Annotated in this window: 20 protein-coding genes; 15 read left to right on the forward strand and 5 right to left on the reverse strand. The window is 49.2% G+C overall.

Features of this window, described 5'->3' with window-relative positions:
* Positions 1-7: 7 nt before the first annotated feature.
* The 6 genes from L2725_RS10325 (at position 8) to L2725_RS10350 (ending at position 7,339) form a co-directional block, all read left to right on the forward strand.
* Positions 8-1,768: an SLC13 family permease gene (locus L2725_RS10325; protein WP_249248888.1), complete on the forward strand. Its 1,761-nt coding sequence runs from the start codon at positions 8-10 to the stop codon at positions 1,766-1,768.
* 389 nt (positions 1,769-2,157) lie between these two features.
* On the forward strand, positions 2,158-2,772 hold the full coding sequence (gene cysC, locus L2725_RS10330; RefSeq protein WP_249248889.1) for an adenylyl-sulfate kinase: 615 nt from the start codon (positions 2,158-2,160) through the stop codon (positions 2,770-2,772).
* Positions 2,769-3,578: a 3'(2'),5'-bisphosphate nucleotidase CysQ gene (cysQ, locus tag L2725_RS10335; RefSeq protein ID WP_249248890.1), complete on the forward strand. Its 810-nt coding sequence runs from the start codon at positions 2,769-2,771 to the stop codon at positions 3,576-3,578. Before cysC ends, cysQ begins: the two co-directional genes overlap by 4 nt.
* A 27-nt stretch (positions 3,579-3,605) precedes the next feature.
* The gene (gene cysD / locus L2725_RS10340) at positions 3,606-4,514 is read left to right on the forward strand and encodes a sulfate adenylyltransferase subunit CysD (RefSeq protein ID WP_249249077.1); all 909 of its coding nucleotides are present in this window, start codon (positions 3,606-3,608) and stop codon (positions 4,512-4,514) included.
* Between the two features lie 436 nt (positions 4,515-4,950).
* Positions 4,951-6,354: a sulfate adenylyltransferase subunit CysN gene (gene cysN / locus L2725_RS10345; RefSeq protein ID WP_249248891.1), complete on the forward strand. Its 1,404-nt coding sequence runs from the start codon at positions 4,951-4,953 to the stop codon at positions 6,352-6,354.
* A gap of 61 nt (positions 6,355-6,415) precedes the next feature.
* The gene (locus L2725_RS10350; RefSeq protein ID WP_249248892.1) at positions 6,416-7,339 is read left to right on the forward strand and encodes a sulfotransferase; all 924 of its coding nucleotides are present in this window, start codon (positions 6,416-6,418) and stop codon (positions 7,337-7,339) included.
* Between the two features lie 11 nt (positions 7,340-7,350).
* On the opposite strand, the gene L2725_RS10355 is transcribed toward L2725_RS10350, so the two are convergent.
* Complete coding sequence (locus L2725_RS10355) at positions 7,351-8,769, reverse strand: glycosyltransferase family protein (RefSeq protein ID WP_249248893.1); 1,419 nt, start codon at positions 8,767-8,769, stop codon at positions 7,351-7,353.
* A 235-nt stretch (positions 8,770-9,004) separates the two neighbouring features.
* Here L2725_RS10355 and L2725_RS10360 point away from each other — a divergent pair, with 235 nt between their 5' ends.
* Both L2725_RS10360 and L2725_RS10365 read left to right on the forward strand, forming a co-directional pair.
* Positions 9,005-11,047, forward strand: a complete 2,043-nt coding sequence (locus L2725_RS10360) for a capsule polysaccharide biogenesis protein (RefSeq protein WP_249248894.1) — start codon at positions 9,005-9,007, stop codon at positions 11,045-11,047.
* Positions 11,044-12,261, forward strand: a complete 1,218-nt coding sequence (locus L2725_RS10365) for a capsule polysaccharide biogenesis protein (RefSeq protein ID WP_249248895.1) — start codon at positions 11,044-11,046, stop codon at positions 12,259-12,261. Before L2725_RS10360 ends, L2725_RS10365 begins: the two co-directional genes overlap by 4 nt.
* A 72-nt stretch (positions 12,262-12,333) precedes the next feature.
* Here L2725_RS10365 and L2725_RS10370 read toward each other — a convergent pair whose 3' ends face one another.
* The gene (locus L2725_RS10370) at positions 12,334-12,852 is read right to left on the reverse strand and encodes an acyloxyacyl hydrolase (RefSeq protein ID WP_249248896.1); all 519 of its coding nucleotides are present in this window, start codon (positions 12,850-12,852) and stop codon (positions 12,334-12,336) included.
* A gap of 408 nt (positions 12,853-13,260) precedes the next feature.
* On the opposite strand from L2725_RS10370, the gene L2725_RS10375 reads away from it, so the two are divergent.
* The gene (locus L2725_RS10375; RefSeq protein WP_249248897.1) at positions 13,261-13,884 is read left to right on the forward strand and encodes a winged helix-turn-helix domain-containing protein; all 624 of its coding nucleotides are present in this window, start codon (positions 13,261-13,263) and stop codon (positions 13,882-13,884) included.
* Positions 13,847-14,260 (forward strand): hypothetical protein, encoded by a 414-nt coding sequence (locus L2725_RS10380; RefSeq protein WP_249248898.1) that lies wholly within the window; start codon positions 13,847-13,849, stop codon positions 14,258-14,260. The genes L2725_RS10375 and L2725_RS10380 overlap by 38 nt, the downstream gene beginning before the upstream one ends.
* Positions 14,261-14,324: 64 nt before the next feature.
* Here L2725_RS10380 and L2725_RS10385 read toward each other — a convergent pair whose 3' ends face one another.
* The gene (locus tag L2725_RS10385) at positions 14,325-17,003 is read right to left on the reverse strand and encodes a winged helix-turn-helix domain-containing protein (RefSeq protein WP_249248899.1); all 2,679 of its coding nucleotides are present in this window, start codon (positions 17,001-17,003) and stop codon (positions 14,325-14,327) included.
* Between the two features lie 257 nt (positions 17,004-17,260).
* Here L2725_RS10385 and L2725_RS10390 point away from each other — a divergent pair, with 257 nt between their 5' ends.
* Genes L2725_RS10390 through L2725_RS10410 form a run of 5 tightly spaced genes read left to right on the forward strand, consistent with a single transcriptional unit; the run spans position 17,261 to position 24,485 of the window.
* Positions 17,261-19,429 (forward strand): TonB-dependent receptor, encoded by a 2,169-nt coding sequence (locus L2725_RS10390; RefSeq protein WP_249248901.1) that lies wholly within the window; start codon positions 17,261-17,263, stop codon positions 19,427-19,429.
* Positions 19,430-19,432: 3 nt separating this feature from the next.
* Positions 19,433-19,930, forward strand: coding sequence for a hypothetical protein (locus L2725_RS10395; RefSeq protein WP_249248902.1), 498 nt, complete (start codon positions 19,433-19,435; stop codon positions 19,928-19,930).
* Complete coding sequence (locus L2725_RS10400) at positions 19,920-22,010, forward strand: hydantoinase/oxoprolinase family protein (RefSeq protein ID WP_249248903.1); 2,091 nt, start codon at positions 19,920-19,922, stop codon at positions 22,008-22,010. Before L2725_RS10395 ends, L2725_RS10400 begins: the two co-directional genes overlap by 11 nt.
* Entirely contained in the window at positions 22,007-23,674 is a 1,668-nt protein-coding gene (locus L2725_RS10405; protein WP_249248904.1) for a hydantoinase B/oxoprolinase family protein, read from the forward strand. The genes L2725_RS10400 and L2725_RS10405 overlap by 4 nt, the downstream gene beginning before the upstream one ends.
* Before the next feature lies 1 nt (position 23,675).
* Entirely contained in the window at positions 23,676-24,485 is an 810-nt protein-coding gene (locus L2725_RS10410; protein WP_249248905.1) for an aspartate/glutamate racemase family protein, read from the forward strand.
* Positions 24,486-24,539: 54 nt separating this feature from the next.
* Here the strand turns inward: L2725_RS10410 and L2725_RS10415 are convergent, their stop codons facing one another.
* Both L2725_RS10415 and L2725_RS10420 read right to left on the reverse strand, forming a co-directional pair.
* Positions 24,540-24,740, reverse strand: a complete 201-nt coding sequence (locus L2725_RS10415; protein ID WP_249248906.1) for a hypothetical protein — start codon at positions 24,738-24,740, stop codon at positions 24,540-24,542.
* A gap of 118 nt (positions 24,741-24,858) precedes the next feature.
* Positions 24,859-25,455, reverse strand: coding sequence for a HupE/UreJ family protein (locus L2725_RS10420; RefSeq protein WP_249248907.1), 597 nt, complete (start codon positions 25,453-25,455; stop codon positions 24,859-24,861).
* Positions 25,456-25,538 lie beyond the last annotated feature (83 nt).

Below are 25,538 nucleotides of genomic sequence, written 5' to 3' on the forward strand. Positions count from 1 at the left end.
CAAATATATGTCCTCTTTAATCATCGTCTCAGGTGTGTTGGTTAGTGTATTGATTGCCTCACTGCTTAACCTTCTTAGTCCGGCAAAACTATTTATGATAGGTGCGGCTACACTGATGTTAAGTGGCGTCTTGTCAACTCAACAGGCGCTTGGGGGGTTCGCCAATGCAGGTATATTCACCATTGCGGCACTTTATGTGGTCGTGGCGGGTTTAAGAGAGTCTGGGGCAACGCTGCTGATCCGTCGCTATTTGGTGGGGCAACCAAGCTCCCCGGGACAATTGGTCAACAGGATCTTGCCCGTAACCTCTATGCTCAGCGCTGTAGTGAACAACACCCCCGTTGTTGCCATGTTTACCAGCCTGACTCAAAGCATGAGTAAACGCTTCAATATTCAGCTGTCCCATGTATTACTCCCCATCAGCTATGCCTCAATTCTTGGTGGTTTGTGCACCCTGATTGGCACCAGTACCAATCTGGTCGTTGATGATCTGATGCGAGACGCGCTGGGCCATGGGTTTAGTCTGTTTGAATTGAGCTGGGTCGGGGTTCCTTTAACCATACTGGGACTCGTTTACCTTAAGTACGCCACTCCCCTGCTTATGCCGCAACGACATGGTACCCGTGAGCAATTTGAAGAGACACGTGAATATTTGGTGGAGATGCAGGTTGCAGGCAACAGTGAATTGGTGGGGAAAGATCTCAAAAGCGCGGGCCTGCGAAACTTGCCCGGGTTATTCCTGGTAGAAATCATCCGTAATGAGCACCCTATTACTGCAATTGATACCAATACAATGATTGAGGCACATGATCTTTTGGTATTTGCCGGAAACCCTGACTCGGTATTTGAACTACAGAATATTCATGGCCTCAGTTTATCTAATCAACAAAGGTTTAAGTTGAATGCTCATCATACCGAGCGACGACTTTTTGAAGTTGTGCTATCACAATCAAACCCTATGGTTGGCAGCACGCTTAAAAAATCACGTTTTCGCCACCAATACAATGCAGTAGTGCTAAGTATATCCCGTCAGGGGCAACGGTTGAGTGGTAAACCTGGCGAACTTGAACTGCAAGCCGGTGACACCTTACTGATTGAAGCGCAAAAAGGTTTTTTGTTCCGTTACCGATACAGCCGGGACTTCTTATTGGTCAGCAAACTCAACAATGGATTGCAGGTAGACAGCAGCAAAGCGGGAGTTACTCTTGGCATTTTCGTCACCATGATTGTGGCTTCAGGCTCTGGTGTTTTGCCTATTTTCCACAGTGCGTTGCTGGCCGCTGCAGCTATGTTGGTTTGCCGATGTATCAGCTTTGAGGATGCTGGCAAAAGCATTGACTATCAGGTTCTGATTGTTATTGCCTGTGCATTTGCGTTGGGACAAGGAGTTCAGGTTTCAGGACTTGCGGAGACACTATCTGGCGGCTTGTTGCAATACGCAACCACCCCTTTGCTGGCGTTGGTAGCCATTTATTTTTCGACACAGCTTTTGACTGAGATGATCACCAATAATGCCGCTGCCATCATCATGTTCCCGGTGGCACTATCAACTGCGTCCAGCCTGGACACGAATGTAGCGCCCTTTGCCGTTGCTGTTATGGTTGCAGCATCAGCCAGCTTTATTACGCCCACAGGCTATCAAACCAATCTTATGGTCATGGGGCCGGGAGGTTACAAGTATTTGGATTACGTAAAACTTGGGCTCCCCTTGAGCACTTTGGTCGCCATAGTGTCACTGACACTTATCCCCATGGTTTGGGGGTTTTAATAACGTTAGAGCGCCTGCAAAGCAGGCTGCGAGGTACGAGGGCGCTTCGCTTCGAGACAACGAGGGCAAGCCTTCGGCTTTTCGAGGACGCCGACATGTCGGCTTCGAGAAAAAAAGAGGACGCTCCGCTGCGAGACAGAGAGTACGAGCCTATGGCTCTCCGAGGACGCTTCGCTGAGAGAAAAGGCTGAGAGCGTTCAAGCTTTGCCCTCAAAGCAACGCAGTTGCGCCCTCGCTTTCTCGAAGGCCGTAGGCCGATCTCGCAGTGAGCGAAGCGAACGTCCTCGAAACAACGACATTGCGCCCTCGCCTCTAGTAGGCCAAAGGCCGACCTCGAAGTGAACGTAGCGAACGCTCCCTGAAAAGCATTTTTATACTGAGATACAACCATGAATAACGAAAACATTGTTTGGCACCAGCATGTGGTGAACCAGCAAACTCGCAGTGAGCTGAAAAAACAAAAGCCCTGCTTATTGTGGTTTACCGGACTGAGTGGTTCAGGTAAGTCCACCATTGCCGGACGAGTGGAAACTCTGTTGGCAAAGCTGAGTTGCCACACTTATCTACTGGATGGTGACAACATTCGCCACCGTTTGTGTGCTGATTTAGGGTTCAGTGATTCCGATAGAGTGGAAAATATTCGACGTATTGGTGAAGTGAGCCACCTAATGGTCGATGCAGGCTTAATCGTGTTATCAGCTTTTATCTCCCCTTTTACTGCCAATCGAAAAATGGTCAGAGACATGCTCAAACATGGGGAATTTATTGAGGTATTTATCGACACTCCTTTGGACGAATGTGAAAAACGAGACCCAAAGGGACTTTATAAAAAAGCCAGAGCCGGAGAAATAAAAGACTTTACCGGCATTGACTCGCCTTATGAGGCACCAGTTAACCCTGAACTCAGAATTGTGAATCACAACATCGACATTGATACCGCCGCAAAGCAGGTCGTCGATTATCTGAGACAACACGGTTACATCCCAGGAAGGAGTATAAATTGAACCAACTGTTAAACCAGGCAATAAGCGTCGCAGTTAAAGCCGGTGAAGCCATTATGGCTATTTATGACACAGACTTCGCCCAGTACGAAAAACAGGATTCCAGTCCACTGACAGAAGCAGATCTCGCGTCACACCGAATGATTATTGACGGACTGTCAAACTTCAGCGATCTGCCTGTTCTCTCAGAAGAATCATCAGAAGCTGAGATGGATTGGGATATCCGCAGACAATGGCAAAAGTACTGGTTAATCGATCCTCTGGATGGCACCAAAGAGTTCATCAACAAAAATGGCGAGTTCACCGTCAATATCGCTCTGATTGAAAATGGTAAGTCTATTTTGGGGGTTGTTTACTGCCCTGCCATAGGACGCTTGTATTACGGTGCTCAGGGTATTGGTGCTTATAAAGTCGAAAATGGCCAACAAGCCAGTCCGATTCAAGTCGCCGCCAACCCAATAGATAAACAGAGCTGGAAAATTGTCGGCAGCCGTCGCCACGGCATCGAAACACTTAACCAATTTGCTTCAGCATTGGGTGACGTTGAGCCCGTGTCTATGGGCTCTTCGTTGAAGCTTTGTCTTGTTGCTGAAGGAGCCGCACATCTTTACCCGAGACTGGCACCAACTTGTGAGTGGGATACTGCTGCAGCTCAAGCCATTGTAGAGCAAGCCGGTGGTCAGGTCCTGAAGCCTGACCTGTCTCCATTGGAGTACGGCCGCAAACAAGAACTGCTGAATCCATTTTTCATTGTCTGCAATCGTGCAGACGAGCGCTGGACGCGCACTTTTACCGAATTAAGCAACTAAGAAATACTGATGGAATCTATTATGAGATTGACACCTGAACGCCTTACTCACCTGCAACAACTTGAAGCGGAAAGCATTCATATTATCCGTGAAGTTGCTGCCGAGTTTGACAACCCTGTAATGCTTTACTCCATCGGTAAAGATTCTGCTGTCATGCTGCACTTGGCCGCAAAAGCATTTTATCCAGGTACTCCTCCTTTCCCTTTGATGCATGTAGACACTACCTGGAAGTTTAAAGAAATGATTACTTTTCGCGACCGCATGGCAGCCAAGCTGGGGATGGAGTTGATTGTTCATACCAACCCCGAAGGTGTGGAGCAAGGTATCGGCCCCTTCAGCCATGGCAGCGCGGTTCACACCGACGTGATGAAAACTCAGGCCCTGAAGCAAGCTCTGGATAAATATGGTTTTGATGCGGCTTTTGGCGGTGCTCGCCGCGATGAAGAAAAATCCCGGGCCAAAGAGCGCGTTTATTCTTTCCGTGACAAACATCATCGCTGGGATCCTAAGAACCAACGCCCTGAATTGTGGAACACATATAACAGTCGTGTTCACAAAGGTGAAAGCATTAGGGTATTCCCGCTGTCAAACTGGACTGAGCTTGATATCTGGCAATATATCTACAAAGAAAACATTGAGATTGTTCCTTTGTACTTCGCCGCAACGCGTCCTGTAGTGGACCGTGATGGAATGTTGATCATGGTTGACGACGAGCGTATGCCAATCGCACAGCACGAACAGATCGAAGAACGTATGGTTCGCTTTAGAACACTTGGCTGCTATCCGCTGACTGGCGCAGTGGAATCCAGTGCAGATACTCTACCGGAAATTATTCAAGAGATGCTGCTCACCACGACGTCTGAACGCCAGGGCCGCGCCATCGATCACGACACCGCAGGCTCGATGGAAAAGAAAAAGATGGAAGGTTATTTCTAAAGCATTAAGGATTAGGGCGCTTCGCTGCGAGCAAAGAAAGAAACGAGGACGCTGCGCGTTGAGTACGGGAACAAGTTCCCTTCGAGAAAGCGAGAAGAGCAGGACGCTTTGCTTCGAGAAAAAGCAGAAAACGAGAAAGCGAGAAAGCGAGAAAGCGAGAAAAAAGCTTCACCCTCGCAGCAACGAAGTTGCGCCCTCGCCTCTCGAAGGCCAACGGCCGACCTCGAAGTGAGCGAAGCGAACGCCTCGCTTTCTCGAACCAACGCAGTTGTCCCTCGATTTCTCGATGTGAGTGAAACGAACGCTCTCGTAGCAAATCTCCGATTTGCGCCCTCACTTTCTCGAAGGCCAACGGCCGACCTCGAAGTGAGCAAAGCGAACGACCTTAAAACAAATTTTGGCCACAGGCCGCAAAACAGCATTATTAGGTATAAAAATGGCACATGCATCTGAACTGATTGAGAAGGATATTCTCGGTTACCTGAAACAACACGAACAAAAAGACATCCTGCGTTTTTTAACCTGCGGTAACGTCGATGATGGCAAGTCAACATTGATTGGTCGCCTGCTGCACGATTCCAAATTGATTTTTGAAGATCAACTCGCAGCTATTAAAAAGGACTCACAAAAGTTTAATACGACCGACGAAGAGTTTGATTTGGCCCTGTTGGTAGATGGTCTACAGTCTGAGCGGGAGCAAGGTATTACCATCGATGTTGCTTATCGCTATTTTTCCACGGATAAGCGCAAGTTCATTATCGCTGACTGTCCGGGACACGAACAGTACACCCGTAATATGGCAACCGGTGCTTCCAATTGTGACCTGGCGGTTATTCTGATTGATGCCCGTAAAGGCATTCAAACCCAGACCAAGCGCCATAGCTATATCGTCAGCTTACTGGGCATTAAGAAGGTTGTCGTTGCGATTAACAAGATGGATCTGATGGATTTCAGTGAATCTGTGTTTGAGCAAATCAAGCAGGATTACCTAAAATTTGCCGATAACCTGGCCATTGAAGAGTTCCACTTCATCCCATTGTCTGCCCTGAAAGGTGACAACGTAGTTGAACCAAGCTCACGTACTGAATGGTATCAGGGCGACACCCTGATCAATGTGCTGGAAACCATTGCGCTTGATAATACCGACAAACTGGATGCCTTCAGACTACCAGTGCAGTATGTAAACCGCCCTAACCTTGATTTCCGCGGCTTTTGTGGAACCATTGCCTCGGGGACGGTTCAGCCCGGAGATACAGTTACCGCTCTCCCTTCCGGTAAACTATCTACTGTAAAAGCCATTGTTACTGCTGATGGTGAACTGGACGTTGCGGGTAAAGGTCAGGCGGTCACCATCACTCTGAATGACGAAATCGACGTTTCGCGTGGTGATATGTTGGTATGTGGTAAACAGGCCCCAAAAGTGGCTGACAGCATTTTTGCTGAAGTTGTTTGGATGAGCGAACAGCCAATGCAGGTAGGTAAAGAGTACCTGTTTAAAGCAGGTACCAAATCCGCATTTGGCCGTGTTACCCAGATTGACCACCGCATTGATGTCAACACCCTGGAGCAACACAAAACGGATGAGTTGCAATTGAACGAAGTTGCAAAAGTGGCAATTAGTTTGAATCAGCCACTTGTATTTGATGCATATCAGGATTGTCGCGGCACAGGCAGTTTTATTCTCATTGACCGGATCAGCAATGCCACTATGGCCGCTGGCATGATGGAATCAGAGTGTGACTCATCCATGCAGTCCATCTCCGATATGTCTTATGAAGAGAGGCTGGCCGCATTCAACGCAGAAGTAAGCCTGCTGGTTAAGAAATACTTTCCCGAGTAATTTCATGGGCTGATTTTAAAGGGGCAGTTTTGCCCCTTTGTCGTTATTGCGACCAAAATATATGAAACTCATCCACAACGTCATCATACGGTTCAAACGCAGACGCATTCCCGTCAACCCAAATCGCTCAGCAATTATCGTGACCGGTGTTAACCGAGGCGGAACCTCAGCAATATCTGTCGCCCTCAATGCTCTACAGATCCCTTCGGGAGACAGGAGTTGTTCTCCGACCTATGAAGACCCGGACCTTGCAACCTTGTTCTCACGAAAAGACTGGGATGGCTTATTAAAAAAAATCGCAGCCTATTCAAATAAACATCCAATATTTGCCTGGAAGTGGCCCAATGCATGTCGTCACCTGGACACTATTGACCAGCTGTTTACCCGGAAAAAGTACATTTTCGTGTTCCGGGATATCTATGCCATCTCAATACGGCAACAAAAAGCTTTAGGAACGGTCATCGATGCCAGTATGCAAGAATCACTGTCAAAGTATTCGGCCATGTTGAAGTTCATACAAGGCTGTAAATCTCCTTACTTACTGATTTCCTACGAAAAGTTACTGAAGAACCCTGAAATGTTTGCTCAAGACCTTCTGCAATTCCTTGAGTTGGAACCCACGGATGAGCGTGTTAATTCGGTAGTCTCAGTGATATCCCCTTCACCCATTGAATATGAGCGTTGGGCAGCCAGCCTGTCTTCAGGTTTGCTTGGTCATATAGACAGCATTAGAAATGGCATGATTAAGGGATGGGCTAAACATAAGCACAGTGAACACTCTTTAATGCTAAAACTATGTCTGAACGCAGACGAAATCGCAGTTTACGAAGCAAATAAGGTACGTGAAGACTTAATAGCCTCGGGTATATCAAGCAGCGCAAAACATGGCTTTGAGGTGCCCTTTGATCAACCTATAATTCCCGGGGACAAAATTACCATCGTGGATTGTAAAACAGAGACTGTAATCGCCACTTATCAACACTGATCCAATTAAGATTAGTTTCGTCTGATGGATTTTCGTAATCGGGAGTCCTGCCAAAACAAACTTGGCGAGTTGACAAGCTTCCTGACTTTTCGTTTTACGACTTGGAACCCGGATAGTTCAATAGTACTTTTTGCGTCAGCCTGCTCTTTTAGGTGATCAAGTAACTTTCGACGCTCAAGGGTTGTCAGGGTAGCCCACTGGGGCAACATGTTTGCAGACTTCTCGGCTTCAGCGTCACCCCATAGCTGATCATAAACGTCTCTTACCTGACCATACTGTGAATGCAAAGGATTCAGTCGAATCAAAGGCCAGGAATACCCAAACTGTGAGGATAGCACACGGGACTTTAACCAGCCAAAATCACCTGATGAGTGGCTTTGGGTACCATTATAGGTTAATCCCAAAACGGAAATTCGTTCATCCGGCCTTTTCCCGAAAATCGAGTTGGATGATGCTTTGTATACTTCATTAGAAGCCTGCTGGTACTCTTCGAAACAGAGCATTCTCTCGAGAAAATCTGTCCACTCTGAATACGAATTCGACAGACAAAGCCCTCTGCAGTTAAACCTGATCATATCAGGCAAAAAAGAGGATATCACGGGGACGTGAAGTAACCCGCTCTCCCAAGCCTTTAACCCACTTTTGCAGGCATTAAAGGGATTATTTACCAATGGTGCAATGGTGATCCAGGAGTTCGCCATTATCTCGGGTAACTGTTCAAACGGAACAGACGGATGAGATGATTGCTGACCATCACGGCATTTAAGCTGACCCGGTATAATATCTCCAACAACCTGAAAGTGAAGAGAGGGGTGCTTTGCCAGCATAGACTCTATCCAAGGCTTAATAAGCTCGTAATCATGTTGATGATGGCTCGTTCCCGGCAAGTACCTGATGATTTTTGACTCAAACCTGGAATCACACTCTATGCTGGCGTAAGAAGGAATTGCTCGTGATGGGAGTTTATTAAAGCAAGTTGATACCCTTTTATTGGGAAATACTTGTTCAGTGCGAATGGCTAACTCTTCGGTAGAACAAACAATATGCTCAAACAGAGACAGAGCAGCAAGGTAGCTCTTTGCGGACTTTAAAGCAGCCTTTTCACTGGACTTTCCTGACAACACCGCAGGACTGCTAGATTGAATATCGGGGGAAAAGAGGTAGTCATCAATATCTGCCGATAGATTCAATCCATTGCCAGATGCACGATTGATAAGCCTCTTCAGAGCAAGACCATACAAGGGGCGGTGACAAATCAGATGAGAGTAATCTGTCAAATCGAGATTATGAGCCTGGCTGATATGAATCACCGAAGACTCAACGCCCAGAGCCGTTAGATATTCAGCAGGGTATATGCAACGATATCTCACTGACGCATCAGCATAACAGTCAACACCTCGCTTGGAGAAACTGACATACAGTACCTTCACAGCTTTCTATCCTACTGAACTTTAAGACCCGGAATGCTAGCAATAGATTGATTTATAGGGCAAGAAAAACGTAAGGGACAAAGGAAATTCTTAGTTCCGCCATCACTTCAGATCTCTAACTTTAAACCAAGGTCACAATTCAGATGATTATAGCGTACTAAACCATGATAATAATGGAGCTAAACCCTGTGCACAATTATAGTAACACGCTAATAAATCGAGTTTTTATCCCCAAATGACTTTGTATACCCGTTCAACCGGCATCATGACGCGTAGCTCTGTATTACAGGCGTGTCTCGGACAACCGCTGGCCCGCTACAGCCCTCTAAGTCGTATTACCGAAAGCGATGGATTCGTGGGCTGGGGAAACAAAGCCAACAGCGCAGGACTTGAGGCGAAAGCGAAGTCCAGTGGTGTGCCATTTATTCGCCTTGAGGATGGTTTTATTGGCTATACCGGCCATCCAGCGAATGGTGGGCAGTCATTATCAGTCGTAGTCGATGATGAAGGGATTTACTACGACGGCCGCATGCCGTCTCGACTTGAGAGTTTGATAGCAAAGCCTCTGTGTGCTGAAGAGACCAGTAGAGTAAATGCACTGCAAAATGCACTAATCAAATTTGGCATTACCAAATACAACTGCTACGCCAATCCATCAGCACATCTCGAGTTGCCTGAAGTGTTGGACTATCTGTTGGCAGGAGCGCCATACGTACTTTTAGTCGATCAGGTTGCCGGTGATTTGTCTCTCGAAGGCGCTGAAGTCAGTGAAGCTGATCTCATCAGTATGATTACAGATGCCCGTGCTCAGTACCCTCACGCAAAACTCTTGATAAGAGCGCATCCGGATACATTGTACGGGAATAAAAAAGGTCTGCTCTCTTCCCTTAAAGACTCACCTTTGCTGACAGATGTCATTTGGTTTGCGGCGCCTTGCCACCCCCATGCGTTGATTCGAGGGGCAGACGCCATATTTACTCTGTCATCTCAGCTCGGCTTTGAAGCATTAATACTGAGCAAAACTGTTCACTGCTACGGTTTACCCTTTTACGCCGGCTGGGGCCTTACCCGCGACGCAAAGCCTTGCCAGCGAAGAAAGGAGCTCGCGCCACACGGAGCCTCACTTGAACAGTTGATGTATGGCGCTTTGGTGCGCTATGCAAGGTACTATCACCCTGTTCTGGAAAGACGCTGTGAGGTCGAAGATGCCATTGAGGTTATTCGCACGCAGCAGGTCGGCGAACCCAAATTGAATAAGCTCTACCTTCTTGGTTTTTCAATGTGGAAGCGGGCCTTTATGGGTGACTTTTGTCGACATTTAGCCACGGAGATTCAATTTGTCAGCAAGTCACCTTACAAGCTTAACCGGGATGAAAAACTGCTGGTTTGGGGTAATCGCTTTGACAACATGCACCAGGTTTTGAGGGCTGAAGACGGATTTATTCGCTCTGCAGGCTTGGGGTCCAACTTGTGTCGCCCCTCCTCTGTCGTTATTGATTCCCAGAGTATGTACTTCAATGCGCAAAGACCCAACAATCTGCGGCAAATGCTCAACACCGCTGAATTGACCCAGGAAGAGATCAGCAGAGGCGAAAAGCTGTGCCGACTTTTGGTTGAAGCTGACATCAACAAATACAACCTTAGTCAAAACGCTGAATATCTCCCTGACAGCAATGCAGCTGGTAAACAAAAACTCCTGGTCGTTGGCCAGGTTGATGGTGATGCCTCAACGGTCACAGGCAGTCCCATCATTCAAACCAATGAACAACTGCTTTGGGCTGTTCGAGAAGCTTATCCTGATGCCTGGATAATTTATAAGCCTCACCCGGATGTCGTTGCCGGAAATCGACAAGGTCAATTAAGTGCTGAATGCCAACAACAATGTGTCGATGAACTGGTTGATAATCTGACTCTGAATACTCTGTATCCGCAGGTTGATGAACTACACACCATGACGTCGCTGTCTGGTTTCGAAGCCTTGCTGAGAGACAAGAAAGTGGTGACCTGGGGACAGCCTTTTTATGCCGGTTGGGGACTCACAGAGGATAACCATCCCGCTAATGACAGATTGCGTGCCAGAAGTCTTGCCGAATTGGTTTTTATCGCCCTGGTGAAATACCCAATTTACATAGACTGGGACTCTGGCCTGTACTCTTCGCCGGAATGGATGACAGCAAAATTTGCCTCAAGAAAAGCTGCAGCCAATCTTCAACAGTCACGTTGGCGACGCTGGCAACTGAAACTCAACTATTTAATGGAAACCTTGAGTAAAGGATGAACGTAGTATTACTTCAAGGACCTTTAGGCCCTTTTTTTCAAACTCTTGGCAATCACCTTATTAACGAAGGACACCAGGTCTATAAAATTTGTTTTAATGGCGGCGATGAGTGCTGGCCAACCGATGCCAAATTGGTAAGGTACACTGCCCCAATAAAGTACTGGTCCAAGTATTTCAGCGAGTTTTGTTCAACCCATAAGATTGACGCAGTCTTGGTGTATGGGGATTGTCGCAGCTATCACGCTCTGGCGGCCAAAGTGTGCACACGAATGGATATCGCGTTCTGGGCACTGGAAGAAGGCTATTTGCGGCCTGATTTCGTGACCATGGAGCAAGGAGGAGTCAACGCCAATAGCCCTCACTATCCTGTGCGGGCTAACCTCGCGAACTACAAAGCTGATACTCCAGGGTCTTACCGAGTCATTGTGGGCAAAACCTTTGGTGCCCGGGCATGGTATGCCAGTCGTTACCATATCAACAAGTTCCTGGGCCGCGTCCGATATACCCACTTTGTTGATCATCGACCATGGGGCCTGGTGAAGGAGGCTCTCAGCTGGGTAAAAGGAGGCTTAATCAAACTCCGCTATAAGCCCAGGGACAAAGCCCTGTTGACTCACCTGCAAGCACACGCTGGGAGTGTATTTCTTCTGCCATTACAGGTTTCTGAAGACTTTCAGATACGTAATCACTCCAATTACCGGGATGTTGCCAGCGTCATTAATGAGGTCGTCACCTCTTTTGCCAGGCACAGCGACCCACAAGACATCTTACTGATTAAGCACCATCCTATGGATCGAGGGTTTATCGACTACCAGGACCAGATATTACGCTTGGTCAATGCACTTAAGGTTCAGAACAGGGTTCACTATGGATATGAACTCCCCTTGCCGAAGGTGTACCCCTTACTTAAAGGCGTAGTCACAGTAAACAGTACCGTTGGTTTTTCAGCATTGCTGCATCAGGTTCCTGTAAAGTGCCTGGGCAGAGCGCTATATCACATCAAAGGACTGACGAGTGATGTTCCTCTTTCAAGGTTCTGGCATGAGCAGGCTGAGGTTGATATGGAGGTATTCGAAAATGTGCGAACGGCATTTCTTCACGAGACCCAGCTCAACGGTTGTTACTATAAAGATATGGAGCTGACCGCTCAAAAGGTTTGCCAGAAAATGGCATCATCAATTGCTCATCAGCTCAATCTGGAGCTGGTCAGTTAGCACATCTATACAGATGTGTGCAGATAGAACTTAGTTGGCGGCTGTGCCGCCACATCGTTTAAACAGTGCAGATTAAAAATTCACCCTCAACCCAAAATTGTGGGAGTTCAAAGCCGGGTTATATTCGTACCTGTCACCATTGGACATATGCTCATATCGATAAAACATTTGCCAGTGAGAAGATACATTCCATGCCATTTCTGCTCCGTAGGTAAACTGAAGGTTACCACCATAGTTTTTGGTTCTGAGTTGCTCTGAACCAAACTCGGTTTTCTCCAGCCACACTACCCCTATGGGCAGTGAAAACGTCACCCAACCAAAATTCTTCGCCACGAAAGCCCCTACGCCAGCCCTGATAGCGGATTCATCATCCAACTTAAGTTGACCAACCCTCGCACTCATTCCAATTTGAGCAAAATCGTCACCCAGCGTCCAGGGACTGTGACGAACTCCAATATCCCAACTCTCAATTTCTTTATTTTGCTTTTCAGTCGGTCGCCCATCACTAAAGGAAATACCGGTCTCATTGAATCCAAATGTATCGAAGGCCAACAAAGTACCTATTGATAATACGAATATCTTTTTCAGCATCCCGCCCCCAAACTTTAACCGGTCGTTACTTTTAATAGGCGACAGCGTTGCCAGCCCTTTAAATAACTGTAGTAAAGAAATCGAGCTGAACGACCAAAATATAAACAACAAATACCAAGCGGAGCAGACGCCAACAGGCATAACAATTTATAAAAGTGGAGAGCGTTAGATACCAATACGCCGGAGCACAAGAACCTCAGTTCAAATCACTTTTAAACAACCAGCATCCAGATTTTTTCCCAGGCGAACATTCCTAAGATTACAGCGACCACAAACAACACAAATGACACATCAAAACCAAACCCGCAACAAGCGTTTCAAGCTCACATTTATCACGGTATGACCTTGTCCACCTTCTTCCACTGTGTATAATCCGCTCCCCTTTTCTCATCAGCTCAACAACGTTTTATGTCACGGCAAATCTTCACTCTTGGTCAGCGATACTGGGATGCTCAGACGGGCTCACTGTATTCAGGATTGGTTGAAGGGATCCCCGATGAAAACACCACAGTCAAACTCACTAATAAGCAACAGCTCCTGTTAAAAGCCTTAATGGAAGCTCATCCCAACATACTGAGCTACGAGGAGTTAACCCGGGAAGTGTGGCTTGGAAGGGTAATGTCGCCGGAAAGTTTGCCGCAACTTATAAACCGCACCAGGACTGCGCTGGGTGACAGCGACAAAGGCATCATAGTGAATCACCCCGGCAGTGGCTATGAGCTGAAGTTTCAACAATGGCGGGGGGAGAAATCTGCTGACTCTAGCAAAACAACCGCTTCCTGGCTCTATCAACTGGCGCAGCACAAATCTGTCAGATTCGGGGTTATTGGTCTATTGTCCTTCGTAACTTGCCTTAACTCCTATCTACTTTACAACAGTGTAGAGAGTGAGCGTAAGTTCCTGAAAGTCATTCAATCTACACCCTACCCATATGTCATTAAAGACGAGAATGGTCGAGTAACCGCAATTAACATTGGAGATTATCGTTGTGACTATGAAAAAGCACAAAGACTACTCAAGTGTAATTTTTAAGTATTTTGTGGTTATAGGCGTTTTCGCCAACATTGGACTTGCAGTTGCAAACTATCAGACTCAGACGAAATGGGTTGGCTCTGTTGAATCGAGCAAATTCAGCTGGACGGTTTATACAATTCAGAATAATGACAGAGTGAACGTTGATGTCATTTACTCCATAGCTGATGGCGATATCGTCGAAGAAAAAAGTGAAACCTACGATTACCGGTTCTGGGTAGACGACGAAAACACATTACTGCTGGAAAACGATAACATGAAGCTGAAAAACCGAAGGACGTCGTACTATTTCATCGATGATGAATGCAGACTGTCTTTCAGAGGCAGCGAAAAGATGAAAACAAGTAATTTCCATATGGTTTGTCGCTTCAAATGATGGCAATACCAATTGGGCTCGTTATTGAAGCCTAGCCGTTCGATGCAAGCACTTTTTGATGTGATTAAAGGTACGGATGCAACACAGAGACAGCTTCTGCGCGGGTAGCCACTTTCAACTTGCTGAACAGGTTCTTCAGATGAAACTTCACGGTATTGTCTGAAATGCCCAGATGTTGGCTTATCTGCTTATTACTCAATCCGCGGGCCAGCAGAGGGGCGATTTGGCTCTCTCTGTGTGACAGGCCGAGTTCGCTGAGGCCAAATCCGGGGTTGACCTGAGTGCCCTGCTCCACCGTCTCCAGTAGATCAGCAAACTGCGGGTATTCACGAACAGCAGCGCTGTTTTGCTTAAGCAGAGGTGTCATTCCATTAGGCGCATCAATAAAAACTCTGATATAGCCCTCTAATGCGCATGTCTCCAACATTCGATTTAACGGCTCGCGGGCCTTCTCCGCTTCCCCTCTTTGTTCAAGCACAATGGCTTCAATTGCCAGTGCTTTGGCCAGATCGGATTGCCGCTCAATTTTCGAGCCATGGGCATGGAGCTTTGTCGCCAGTCTTTGAGCCTCAGCACCGGCATTTCGGGCCAATGCATCTTTGGCTTTCAGCTCCAGATAGTCGGACAATACCAGCCAGTTGCTGTCCTGCTTGAGTTCATTAAGGTCTATCGCCAGGCCAGATATCGGCTTATCTGTCATTAATTTTCCGCCAAAATGTTGATTGGTTTTGGCCTCCAGCACGCCACACAGCAGAGATAATCTGTTCAGGTGCCTGTTGCTGGCCACTTCAGCGATACGGGTGAGCAGCGCTTCAGCGGCAACTTTATCATTGGATGCCAATGCCAGATTCAGCGCCAGCCGGAAGCTGACAGCATAGATATCATGCCAGCAATCCCGGCTTTCAAGCACGCCAAGGCCTTTGTTCAGCATTTGCTGCGCCTTATCAAGCTCATTGCGCTGATAGTGAATGTCTGCAGCCAAACACCAGGACATCGCCTGCAGCCCGTTATCTTTGCCATAGTGCTCTTCGGCCAGCGCTGCAGCCCGTTCAAACTGCTCAAGCGCCTGCTGCAGGTGTCCCCGGTAGGCCAGACTTTGACCATGGTGCAATAGCGCATAATTGAGGCCAACCCAGCAGTTGGCCAGTTGCATCTCCTGCTCACAGGCAATGGCCATAGATTCGGCCTGGCTGAATCTGGCTATCTGATTCAGGATCAAGGACTGGCACGCCAGCAGTACGCCCTTTCCCAAATGATCCCCTTCGTCCAGTGTATTCAGTCTCGAGTCAATCAAGTCCAGCACATCCGCGGATACGTGTTTGTCGAGATAGATGTCCACCAGCAGCCCGATGACGATAAAGTCTCTTTCGGTCACCTGCGTGATTTCATGATCCGCGGTTATCTCATTAAATCTGACTGTTGCCAGGTTGAAGTACTCTTCCGCTTTGACGACTCTGCCGAGCTTCATGCATAAGTAGGCCTGCATCAGCCCCAAACAGGGGTATTTAACCAATGAGGTCTCATCAAACTGAGCCAGCAGGGATTCCACCAGCCCAATGCCCCGGGTCATGATCATTTCCCAGCCGCCGGCATCGGAGATCAGTTCAACCGCCAAATCCATCTCTCCAGCGCGAATACACTGGCTCACGGCCTCAGCCAAATAGTCATGTTCAGCATAAAACCGCGCCGCCTTGCATCTGAGTTGATTACAGATCTGCTCGCCAACTTTAGCCAGCAATTTTTGCTGCAAAAAGTCGCCGAACAGATGGTGATATCGATAGGTAGATGACTCAAAATCAATGGGGATCACCAGCGCGCGAAATGGCTCCAGCTGCTTGATAAACTCCTCTGCTCCCCCAGCCTCGCAAACATGGTTGGCCAGGGTTGGATTGAAACGATCCAGCAAGGAGGTGTGAATAACAAACTCCTGCAACTCAGGAGAAAAACGCTCGAAAATCTGCTCTGAAAAATAGCGGTTCAGTATCTCAATATTCTGAGTTCCAAGGGTCTGCATTGAGTGCTGTGGGCTTTGCTGCAACCACATCTGCATCAGTTGCATGGCAACAATCCAGCCCTCGGTTTTACTGTACAGGCCTTCAAGCGTGTCCTTTGGGATCACATCTCCAAACAGGGTTCTGGCTTCTACCAAATCAAACTTGAGTTGGGCTGAGTCTATCGACAACATCTGCCCCTGTGCCATCAACAGCCCCACTTCCAAGGGGGGCTGAATGCGGCTGGCCAATACCAGACTGAAGTTGTCGGGACAATAGCGCATCAACTGGTCGAAAAAACTGATGACTGCCGGATCTGAAATGTAATGAAAGTCATCCACAAACCAGTAGATATGGTTATCGCAGCTGGAGATAACTTTTACAACTTCGGCGAGAAACCTGTCTGTGTCCTCGGTTGCTGAAAAGTGTTGGGCGCGGTTAATAAAGGAAGGTTGCGCCAGGTTTGAATCAACCAGGGCGTGACAGAGCAGATGAAAAAAACGGTTTGCTTCGTTGTCCGATGGGTCCAATGCCAGCCAAACACAAGCACAGCTGCGTAGTGTCATCGCATTGACAAACTGGCCCATTAACGTGGACTTACCAAACCCCGCCGGGGCAACTACGCTGGTCAGCTGATAATGCTGTTTATCATTAAATGCCTTCAGCAGATTTTGCCTTTGGGTCAGCCTCACTCTTGGCTGTGGCGGTTTGAATTTTTGCTGCAGGAATACCTGTGTTTGTCGTCCGCTCAAATCAGTCCCCTCTAAGGGCTTCTGTTATCACTTACTTCAATCATCCGTTGTCTGCATCGGTACATCCACGAAGTATGCTCGTTCCATAATCCTAGCACTATCTTTTGCTGTTCAATACTTACCCACCTCTGCCTACCCACCTGGGTAGGTTGCCACTACCCAGCTCAGTCCACTTACCCGGTGGAGTCGTTGCCGCCAACCTTTACAACTCAATAACATTCAGCCTGACATCAATCAGACAAAAAGAGAGTAAATCCATGGCAATCAAGTACTCCCAAGTCGCGCTTTCCCTGGCGGCTATTTTATCGGGCCTCATACCAAACACCGGACAGTCGGCGGACGACATGGAGGTGATTGAAGTCACTTCACGTCAGCGCAGTGAAAATATTCAGAATGTTCCCATCGCCATTACTGCTTTTGGTGAGCAGGACATTGAAGATATGGGACTGGAGCGCGCGGCTGACTTTATCTCACTCACCCCCAACATGACGATGGTCGAGGCCCAGAATGCCGGGACCAGCTTTATTACCATCCGGGGCTTGTCTCAGGTGCGTAACGGCGAATCCCCTGTCGCAGTATCGGTTGACGGTGTACTGCAGATCAGCCCCAACCAGTTTAATCAGGACCTTTACGATATAGCGCAAATTGAGGTGCTAAAAGGTCCTCAGGGTGCGCTTTATGGTCGTAATGCCATTGGTGGCGCCATTAATATCACCACGAAAAAGCCCACTGATGAGCTGACCGGCTACGCTGAGCTTGATTTGGGTAATGGTGGACTGAAAGCCATATCAGGCGCGGTGTCCGGGCCGGTTACCGATGAACTTAGCTATCGCATTACTGCTCAATACCGGGACTTTGATGGCCTTATCGACAATGTGTATCTGGGGCAAAAGGTCGACTTTCAAACCGATAAGAATATCCGTGGCCGTGCGTTGTGGTACCTCACAGATGATCTGACCGCCGACTTTCGTCTGGCTCATGGTCAAACCCGGGGCGGCGCAGTTAACTATATATTCCAGCCACTGTTTGGTGTGAATGACGCCAATGTTGCCGATCTGGACATTGAAGCCAACAACATAGGCGAAAATGAGCGGGACACCACCTCAGCTGCGATCAAGCTGGATTGGACGTTGGACGACGTAACCGCCAGCTTTATTGTGGCTGCCGACAAGCTGGAAGAGTATTTATCAGGGGACCAGTTCCCATACTCCAGAGCCATTTCGGCCAACTCCCCTTTCGGCCCCAATGTTTTTGACGGTACCCAGGCACAGTATCTGGATGTGTCGGCTCAAAGCTATGAGTTGAGATTTACTTCTGCCAGCGATCAGGATCTGCGCTGGATTGGGGGTCTGTATTACCTGAACACAGACAGATTTATTTCCAGCTTCACCGGCCTGGATTTGGGTAAAGGTATTCCACGCATCACCAAAAATCCGGATATCGCGCCGGATATCAGCCCGGCAACCACTTATCTGTCAGATGACAACCACAACACCGCCTGGGCGGTATTCGGTCAGCTGAACTATAGCCTGACGGATACTCAGGAGTTGAGTGTTTCGGGCCGTTTTGACTCAGATAAGCGTGAGCAAACCAATACCACGCCGCTCAAGTATTCCGCCACATCCGGCGAGGTACGTTCTGAAACCTTTGATAAGTTTCAACCCAAGATCTCTTATGTGTATACCGGCATAGACAATATCAGCCTTTATGCCAACTATGCACAGGGATTCCGCAGCGGTGGCTTCAACCAAAGTGGCGTCGGCAAGCTGGCCGAGCAAGCAGGGCTAAAGGGAGTCAACGACCTCTATAAAGCGGAAGAGACCAGTAACTATGAACTGGGCTTTAAAGGCCTGTTCCCCGGCGCTTCAACCCGCATCAATGCCTCACTGTTCAACACCCGAATCGACAATCAGCATTACTTTGTTTTTGTTGGTGCTCTGGGTGCCCAGGTACTGACCAACATAGATGAAGTCTCACTCATAGGGGGTGAACTCGACTTCAAAACCGGTATTACCGAATTTATGGATATCTATGGTGCCTTCGGTATCACAGACAGCGAAATCAAGGCCTATTCCCTCACTCCCGCCGATGTCGGTAACAAAGCCCCTTATGTCCCCGAGTACACCATCAACCTGGGTGCTCAGGTCACGGCTGAACTGCTCAGCGGCTGGGATACCAAGTTCACCCTGGAGTGGGAACAAAGGGGAAAACAGTACTGGGATCCGGCCAACACCAGCGCCCGTGATGCCATAGATCTTGTGAATGCCCGAATTGGATTACTGCGTCATCAGGCGGATTGGTCAGTCAATCTGTGGGCCAAAAATCTCACCAATGAGAAGTATCTGGCCGAATGGGTTTTGGGCGGGTTTGCCCACCCTGCGCAGGAGCGCACCTTTGGTTTGGAAGTTCGCTGGAATATGGAGTAACCCATGCAGTCACAGCATCAAGATATCCTGATGGAGGCATTGCAACTGGGAGATCATCGCCGATTTCTCAGTCTGCTTGAGCAGTGTCTGCATCAAGCCTTTGACTTCAGTCTGTTTACCCTGACGGCAGTGGATAAAGACGGACTCAGGGTCAAACGCCTGTACAGCTCGGCTCCCGACAAATATGCAGAGGGCGGATATAAACCTATACCCACCAATCATTGGACAGAGCAAGTGATGCAAAGAGCCACACCTTTTATCGCCAATACCCAAAGAGCGCTGGCTGAGGTGTTCTTCGATCATGGTCTTATCGCTTCAATGGGGCTGGGTGCCGTTATCAACTACCCGGTTGTATTCGGCAACTCAGTGATTGGCACAGTCAACTTGCTGGCTCCCGAGGGAGCCTACCTCGACGCTGACCTAAGCCCATTGTCAGCATTCTATCCGTGGTTGGTTCTGGCTTTTATCAACAACAGGGAGGAAGCCCACTATGAAAAATAATGTCTTTGTTACCACAGATGTGGGCGGTACTTTCACTGATCTCGTCTACCTGAGTGAAGATCCTGCTACCGGCAGACAGCAGCTGAAAACGGCCAAAACTGATACCACGCCTCCCAACTTCGAGCAGGGTGTGCTCAAAGTGATGGAGAAAGCTGGTGTCAGTGGCGAAGAGATCCAGGTCATGGCCCATGGCACCACAGTGGTGATCAATGCGCTGACGGAGCGCAAAGGTGCAACCACCGCGCTAATCACCACACAGGGCTTCAGGGATGTGCTTGAGATTGGTCGCGGCAATCGCCCGGATTTCTTTAATCTCAACTATCAAAAACCCGAGCCTTATATTCCAAGGTATCTGAGGTTTGAGGTAGACGAACGCATTGACTGCCACGGTCAGGTTGAACGTCCTCTCGACAGTACCCATCTGCCACAGATTCTCGACACCATGCGTAATGAGGGTGTGAAAGCCATTGCCATCTGTTTGCTCAGCAGTTATCGCAACCCGGAGCATGAAATTTCGCTGGCCAGCGCTATTGAAACTCTGTCTGAGCCCGGAGAGTTCGAGCTGATATGCTCCCACCAGGTTAGCCGGGAGTGGCGAGAATATGAAAGAACCAGTACCACGGCATTGTCAGCTTATGTGCAGCCTGTGGCCGCCAGATACCTTTCTGAGCTGGATACCGGTCTGAAGCAGAAAAACTTCGACGGCAGGCTTTATATCATGCAGTCCAACTGTGGCGTGGATACCCTGGCCTCTGCGAAACAGGTTCCCATCACCATGGTGGAGTCGGGGCCTGCCAGCGGAATATGGGGGGCGGCCGAGCTGGGTAAAATCATCGACGAGCCCAATATCATCGCTCTGGATATCGGCGGCACAACCGCTAAGTGTTCTTTGATCCACAACGGCGAAGTCACCGTCACCTCAGATTACTACATTGAACGCAGCCCCAGGAGCGCAGGCTATCCCATTATGGTGCCTGTGGTGGATCTGGTTGAAATAGGCAATGGCGGCGGCTCCATCGCCTGGCTGGATGAGTTTAATAAGCTGCATGTCGGTCCCCAAAGTGCCGGCGCCCTGCCCGGCCCGGTTGCCTATGGTCGTGGTGGCAGTGAACCTACCACGACAGACGCCAATTTGATGCTGGGCAGAATCAATCCCGATTATTTCTGTGGCGGTGAACTCACGGCAGATATGACAGCGGTTGAAAGGTCGATGAACCGACTGGGGCAGCAGATGGGAATGACGCCTGCGGATATCGCCCGGGGCATAGTGCGTATCGCCAACAACAATATGGTCAATGCGCTTAAGCTGGTGTCAGTCAACCGGGGCCATGATCCCCGGGATTTCACCATGGTGGCCTTTGGTGGTGGCGGCGCCATGCACGCCTGTGCACTGGCTGCTGAACTTGGCATTAAGAAAGTGGTTATCCCGGCCACCGCATCCGTCTTCTCCGCCTGGGGCATGATGATGTCGGACATCCGCAGGGATCGACTGCAAACCTTCCTGTGCTCATGGGATTTGAATGCCATCGATGCGATTTCACATGAGATGGAAAACTTATACCGCTCTCTGGAGCAGGAGTTTATCGACGATGAACTTCCCCGGGATAAAACTGAGTTCCAGTTTTATGGGCGCTTCAGATACGTCAATCAGGAGCACTCTATTGAGATCCAGCTGAGTTACCCCTTGAGCCAGTCTCACCTTGAGCCAGTTATTGCCAGGTTCAACGAGGCTTATGAGCAGGAGTACAGCTATCGTCTCGACAATGACATAGAGCTGGTTGGTCTTCACCTTGTAGGTAAAGCCGACGTTGGCAAGGTCAAACTGGCCAGGCAGGCACAAACCGGTCGGCTGCTGTCAGAAGCCATTAAAGGCGAGCGTATGGTGGACTTTGCCGAGGATGGCAGACATCAGGCGGTGATTTATGAAGGTGAGTTACTGGAGCCGGGAATGACCTTCCCCGGGCCCGCCATTATCGAGCAAACCGGCACAACCATAGTGGTACATCCCCAACAAGAGGTGCAGGTGGATGAATACGCCAATATTGTCATTAACCTGACTCCGGGAGGTGAGCAGCAATGAAGACTCAGGACCCCTTTACACTGGAAATTATCCAAAACTCATTGCGGGCTATCAGTGATGAGATGTTTTCAACCATAGGTAAAACGGCGATGAGCCCCATTATCTATGAGGTACTGGATATGGCCACCGCCATTACCGATGCCGACGGCGAACTGGCCAGTGCCGGTTCCGGGATCCCGGCATTTGTCGGGGCTCTGGACAAGTCGGTACGCGCTATTCTGGATAAGTACCCTGACGATGCAATCCGCGAAGGCGATATTTATATCACCAACGACCCCTTCTATGGTGGTGTGACCCACCTGAATGATGTGGTGCTGATAAAGCCGGTGTTTGCCGATGGGGAGCGCATCGCCTGGGTGGTGAACATTGCTCACTGGAACGATGTTGGCGGTAAGTCTCCCGGCTCTATGTCTGTGGATGCCAATGAGATCTATCAGGAAGGCATACGCATCCCCGCCGTCAAGCTGTTCAGCAATGATGAACTTATCACCTCGGTGATGGATATGTTGCTGGCCAACTCCCGTATGCCTGATTTCCTTGAGGGTGACCTTTGGGCACAGATCTCGGCGCTGCGGGTGGGTAACAAGCGCATTAAGGCACTTGCAGGTAAATACGGAACAGCAACCTTCAGAGATGCCATTCAGGGATATCTGGACTTTGGCGAACTCATGGCGGCCCGAACTTTGAAAGCTCTGCCTGAGGGTGAGTACACCCTGAGCGAACCCCAGGATGATGGCAGCGAACTGTCGGTCACCATCCAGGTAAAGGCCGGTCAACTCATCATAGATTTAACCCAGGCTCCGGATCAGTCAGACAGTCCAATCAATATCTCCCGTGATGGTACCTTGCTGGCATGTCAGATGGCCTTGATGGGGCTGATTGGTGACAGAGAGATGGCCAATGGCGGCTGCTTCAGAGTCATGCAGGTAAAAACCCGACCCGGCTCACTGTACGATGTTAAAGCGCCCGGTGCCTGTGGCATCTACTTTGAAACCATGATCCGCCTGAATGACCTTATCTGGCGGGCGCTGGCGGAAAATATGAGTGAACACCTGCCCGCAGGTAACTTCTCTTCCATTTGCGCCACCATCATGGGTGGAACTCATCCGGATACGGGTAAGCACTACTCCATCATTGAACCTGAAATCGGTGGTTGGGGTGGTGGTCCCGGAGGCGATGGCGCTAATGCCATGTTCTGCGCCATGCACGGCGACACCTTTAACTGTCCCGCTGAGGTGGCCGAAACCCGCTACGGAGTAACAGTTGGTCAGATGGCCCTGAACCCTGAGGATGGCGGCGCCGGAGAGTTCAGAGGCGGTAAAGGCATAGTGATTGATTATAAAATCCGCAGCGACAACAGCTTTGTGACCTGCGCCTACACCCGCTCAGTGGTTCCTCCCTGGGGACTCAAAGAGGGCCACAACGGCACAGCCAACCGCATTGAAGTGATCCGTGATGATGGCAGCAGCGAGAGGTATGCCATGGCGACCGGTATCAATGTCAACACAGGGGATACGGTACGGGTAATCACCGCCAATGGCGCAGGTTATGGTAAGCCGGAGAACAGAAGCCAGGCTGCAATAGAACAGGATCTGAAAAACGGATATGTCACTGTGGAGTACGCACGCAGTGTGTATGGTTTCAATCAAAGTGGGAGTCGTTGATATGCAGGTTCATACAAACAACAAAAACAGGGTTCGTTGGTTAAACCCCATCAACCTTCCCCACTATGACGAACCCATGGGACAGGCGCTGGCGTCTATCAAGCAGCCTTCTACTGAATTACAGGTCATCTCTTTGGGAAACCCGGATGCGCCCATGGATAATCTGGAGTATCGGTTTTATGAAGCCCTGGTCACAGGAGATATCGTCAGGGCAGCCAAAGATTCAGATGAGCAGGATGTCGATGCGCTGGTCATTGGCTGCTTTTACGACCTCGCACTGGAGGACTGTCGGGAGATCTGCCACAACACCATAGTGGTTGCGCCCTGTCAGGCCAGTGTGCAACTGGCTGCGAATCTGGCTAACCGCTTCTCTGTGATTGTGGGTCAGGATAAGTGGATTGAGCAGATGACCCAAAGGGTGCACAGTTACGGGTATCGTGATTATCTGGCATCGATGCGAGCTATCAATATCTCAGCCAATGCGCTGCAATGCGACCCGGAGCATACTGTCTCGCGCATCATAGAGCAGGGGCGACTGGCTATCGAAGAGGATAAAGCTGAAGCGCTCATACTTGGCTGCACCTGCAACTTTGGCCTGTATGAGAAAGTGCAGGAGATCCTGGGGGTGCCGGTTATCGACCCCTTGATTGCTGCATTCAAGCAAGCTGAAAACCTGGCGGCAATGAAGTCTAGCCTGGGACTCAAGCCCAGCAATCTGTGGAGCAGCGAGCCACCGCCAACAAGTGAGCTAAGCCGTTTTGGGCTGGACAGGCCATCGTCAGCCATAGGCAACTGCATCACGTTTAATTAGTAATCTATGGTGGGGTAATCTGCAGTGGGGTCATCTCTTTGGCCCCACCGCTCATCATTTGATTTCGGTTACGACAGAGTTATAGGGATCGCAAACCGCAGACTCATGGGTTGTTTTGAGTACCTGGAACGCTTGCTTTACCGCGTCAGAGGCACTGGTGGCAGACAACTCCTCAAACTCCCGGGTACTGAGTCCACAACCGGAAATACCCGGCTCTTCGATATAGGCCAGAGTCACTCGGTACTTTTGCTCCATATTCATCCCCTTTTCAGTCTTGCTGGCAATCTCGGTCCACAGGCCTAAACCAAATTACTCCAATCCCCTTGCCTTGCATAGCGTGACCAATCTGCCTGCCAGCAGCACCTGAGTTACCCTATGCCAACCATACCAGAGCTGCGCCGCATAGCAGCGTCGCCATCCCCAACAGCTCACGGTTTCGTTGTTTATGGGTAATGTCCAGCACATTGGCAAGGGTCACACCTGCAGCTATCGATAAGGCACTGGCCAGAGTGATACCGCCAATATAGGCAATAAAGCCATGGGGATTGGTATATTCGAAACCATGGCCGTAGCCATGAAACAAAGAGAGTACAGAGACCAGAGAGAGGGATATCAACACAGGCCATCTTACATTACCGGCGATAAGCGCTCCCAACATAAGGACTGACAACACCATGCCCGCCTGACAAAGCGTATGAGCCATGGCGCTGCGCCCAAGCAAAGAACCGATCACCAAGGCGGATAGCACTCCGAGGGGTAACCAGAGCCAGGCCTTATGACCCAGCATGACAGCCCAGATACCGATCCCCAGCATCACCAGCAGATGGGCTACACCTGATAGATGATGCAGCAAACCCGCCTGCACTCCCTGACTGACTTCAGGGCTGACCATGGTCTGCTCCAGCCCTGCCATTAGCAAAACGCAGAAAACAATTATCAAGCTCACCAAGCTGTTACGTACATTCAACATGGTACACCTCCGGCTGATAACCTGGCTGATTTCAACATACGCCCGGTATCGGAGGAAAAAGCTGATCCCGCTCAAAAATTCTT

It is taken from the genome of Shewanella corallii, assembly GCF_023349125.1.
Taxonomy (GTDB): domain Bacteria; phylum Pseudomonadota; class Gammaproteobacteria; order Enterobacterales; family Shewanellaceae; genus Shewanella; species Shewanella corallii.

Bases quoted from the DNA above. Each gene is read 5' to 3' on its own strand.
- L2725_RS10360 (WP_249248894.1), top strand. From the start codon at position 9,005: ATGACTTTGTATACCCGTTCAACCGGCATCATGACGCGTAGCTCTGTA.
- L2725_RS10400 (WP_249248903.1), top strand. From the start codon at position 19,920: ATGAAAAATAATGTCTTTGTTACCACAGATGTGGGCGGTACTTTCACT.
- L2725_RS10370 (WP_249248896.1), bottom strand. From the start codon at position 12,852: ATGCTGAAAAAGATATTCGTATTATCAATAGGTACTTTGTTGGCCTTC.
- L2725_RS10415 (WP_249248906.1), bottom strand. From the start codon at position 24,740: ATGGAGCAAAAGTACCGAGTGACTCTGGCCTATATCGAAGAGCCGGGT.
- L2725_RS10410 (WP_249248905.1), top strand. From the start codon at position 23,676: ATGCAGGTTCATACAAACAACAAAAACAGGGTTCGTTGGTTAAACCCC.
- L2725_RS10375 (WP_249248897.1), top strand. From the start codon at position 13,261: ATGTCACGGCAAATCTTCACTCTTGGTCAGCGATACTGGGATGCTCAG.
- L2725_RS10395 (WP_249248902.1), top strand. From the start codon at position 19,433: ATGCAGTCACAGCATCAAGATATCCTGATGGAGGCATTGCAACTGGGA.
- L2725_RS10390 (WP_249248901.1), top strand. From the start codon at position 17,261: ATGGCAATCAAGTACTCCCAAGTCGCGCTTTCCCTGGCGGCTATTTTA.
- L2725_RS10350 (WP_249248892.1), top strand. From the start codon at position 6,416: ATGAAACTCATCCACAACGTCATCATACGGTTCAAACGCAGACGCATT.
- cysC (WP_249248889.1), top strand. From the start codon at position 2,158: ATGAATAACGAAAACATTGTTTGGCACCAGCATGTGGTGAACCAGCAA.
- L2725_RS10325 (WP_249248888.1), top strand. From the start codon at position 8: ATGTCCTCTTTAATCATCGTCTCAGGTGTGTTGGTTAGTGTATTGATT.
- cysN (WP_249248891.1), top strand. From the start codon at position 4,951: ATGGCACATGCATCTGAACTGATTGAGAAGGATATTCTCGGTTACCTG.
- L2725_RS10420 (WP_249248907.1), bottom strand. From the start codon at position 25,455: ATGTTGAATGTACGTAACAGCTTGGTGAGCTTGATAATTGTTTTCTGC.
- L2725_RS10405 (WP_249248904.1), top strand. From the start codon at position 22,007: ATGAAGACTCAGGACCCCTTTACACTGGAAATTATCCAAAACTCATTG.
- L2725_RS10365 (WP_249248895.1), top strand. From the start codon at position 11,044: ATGAACGTAGTATTACTTCAAGGACCTTTAGGCCCTTTTTTTCAAACT.
- L2725_RS10380 (WP_249248898.1), top strand. From the start codon at position 13,847: ATGAAAAAGCACAAAGACTACTCAAGTGTAATTTTTAAGTATTTTGTG.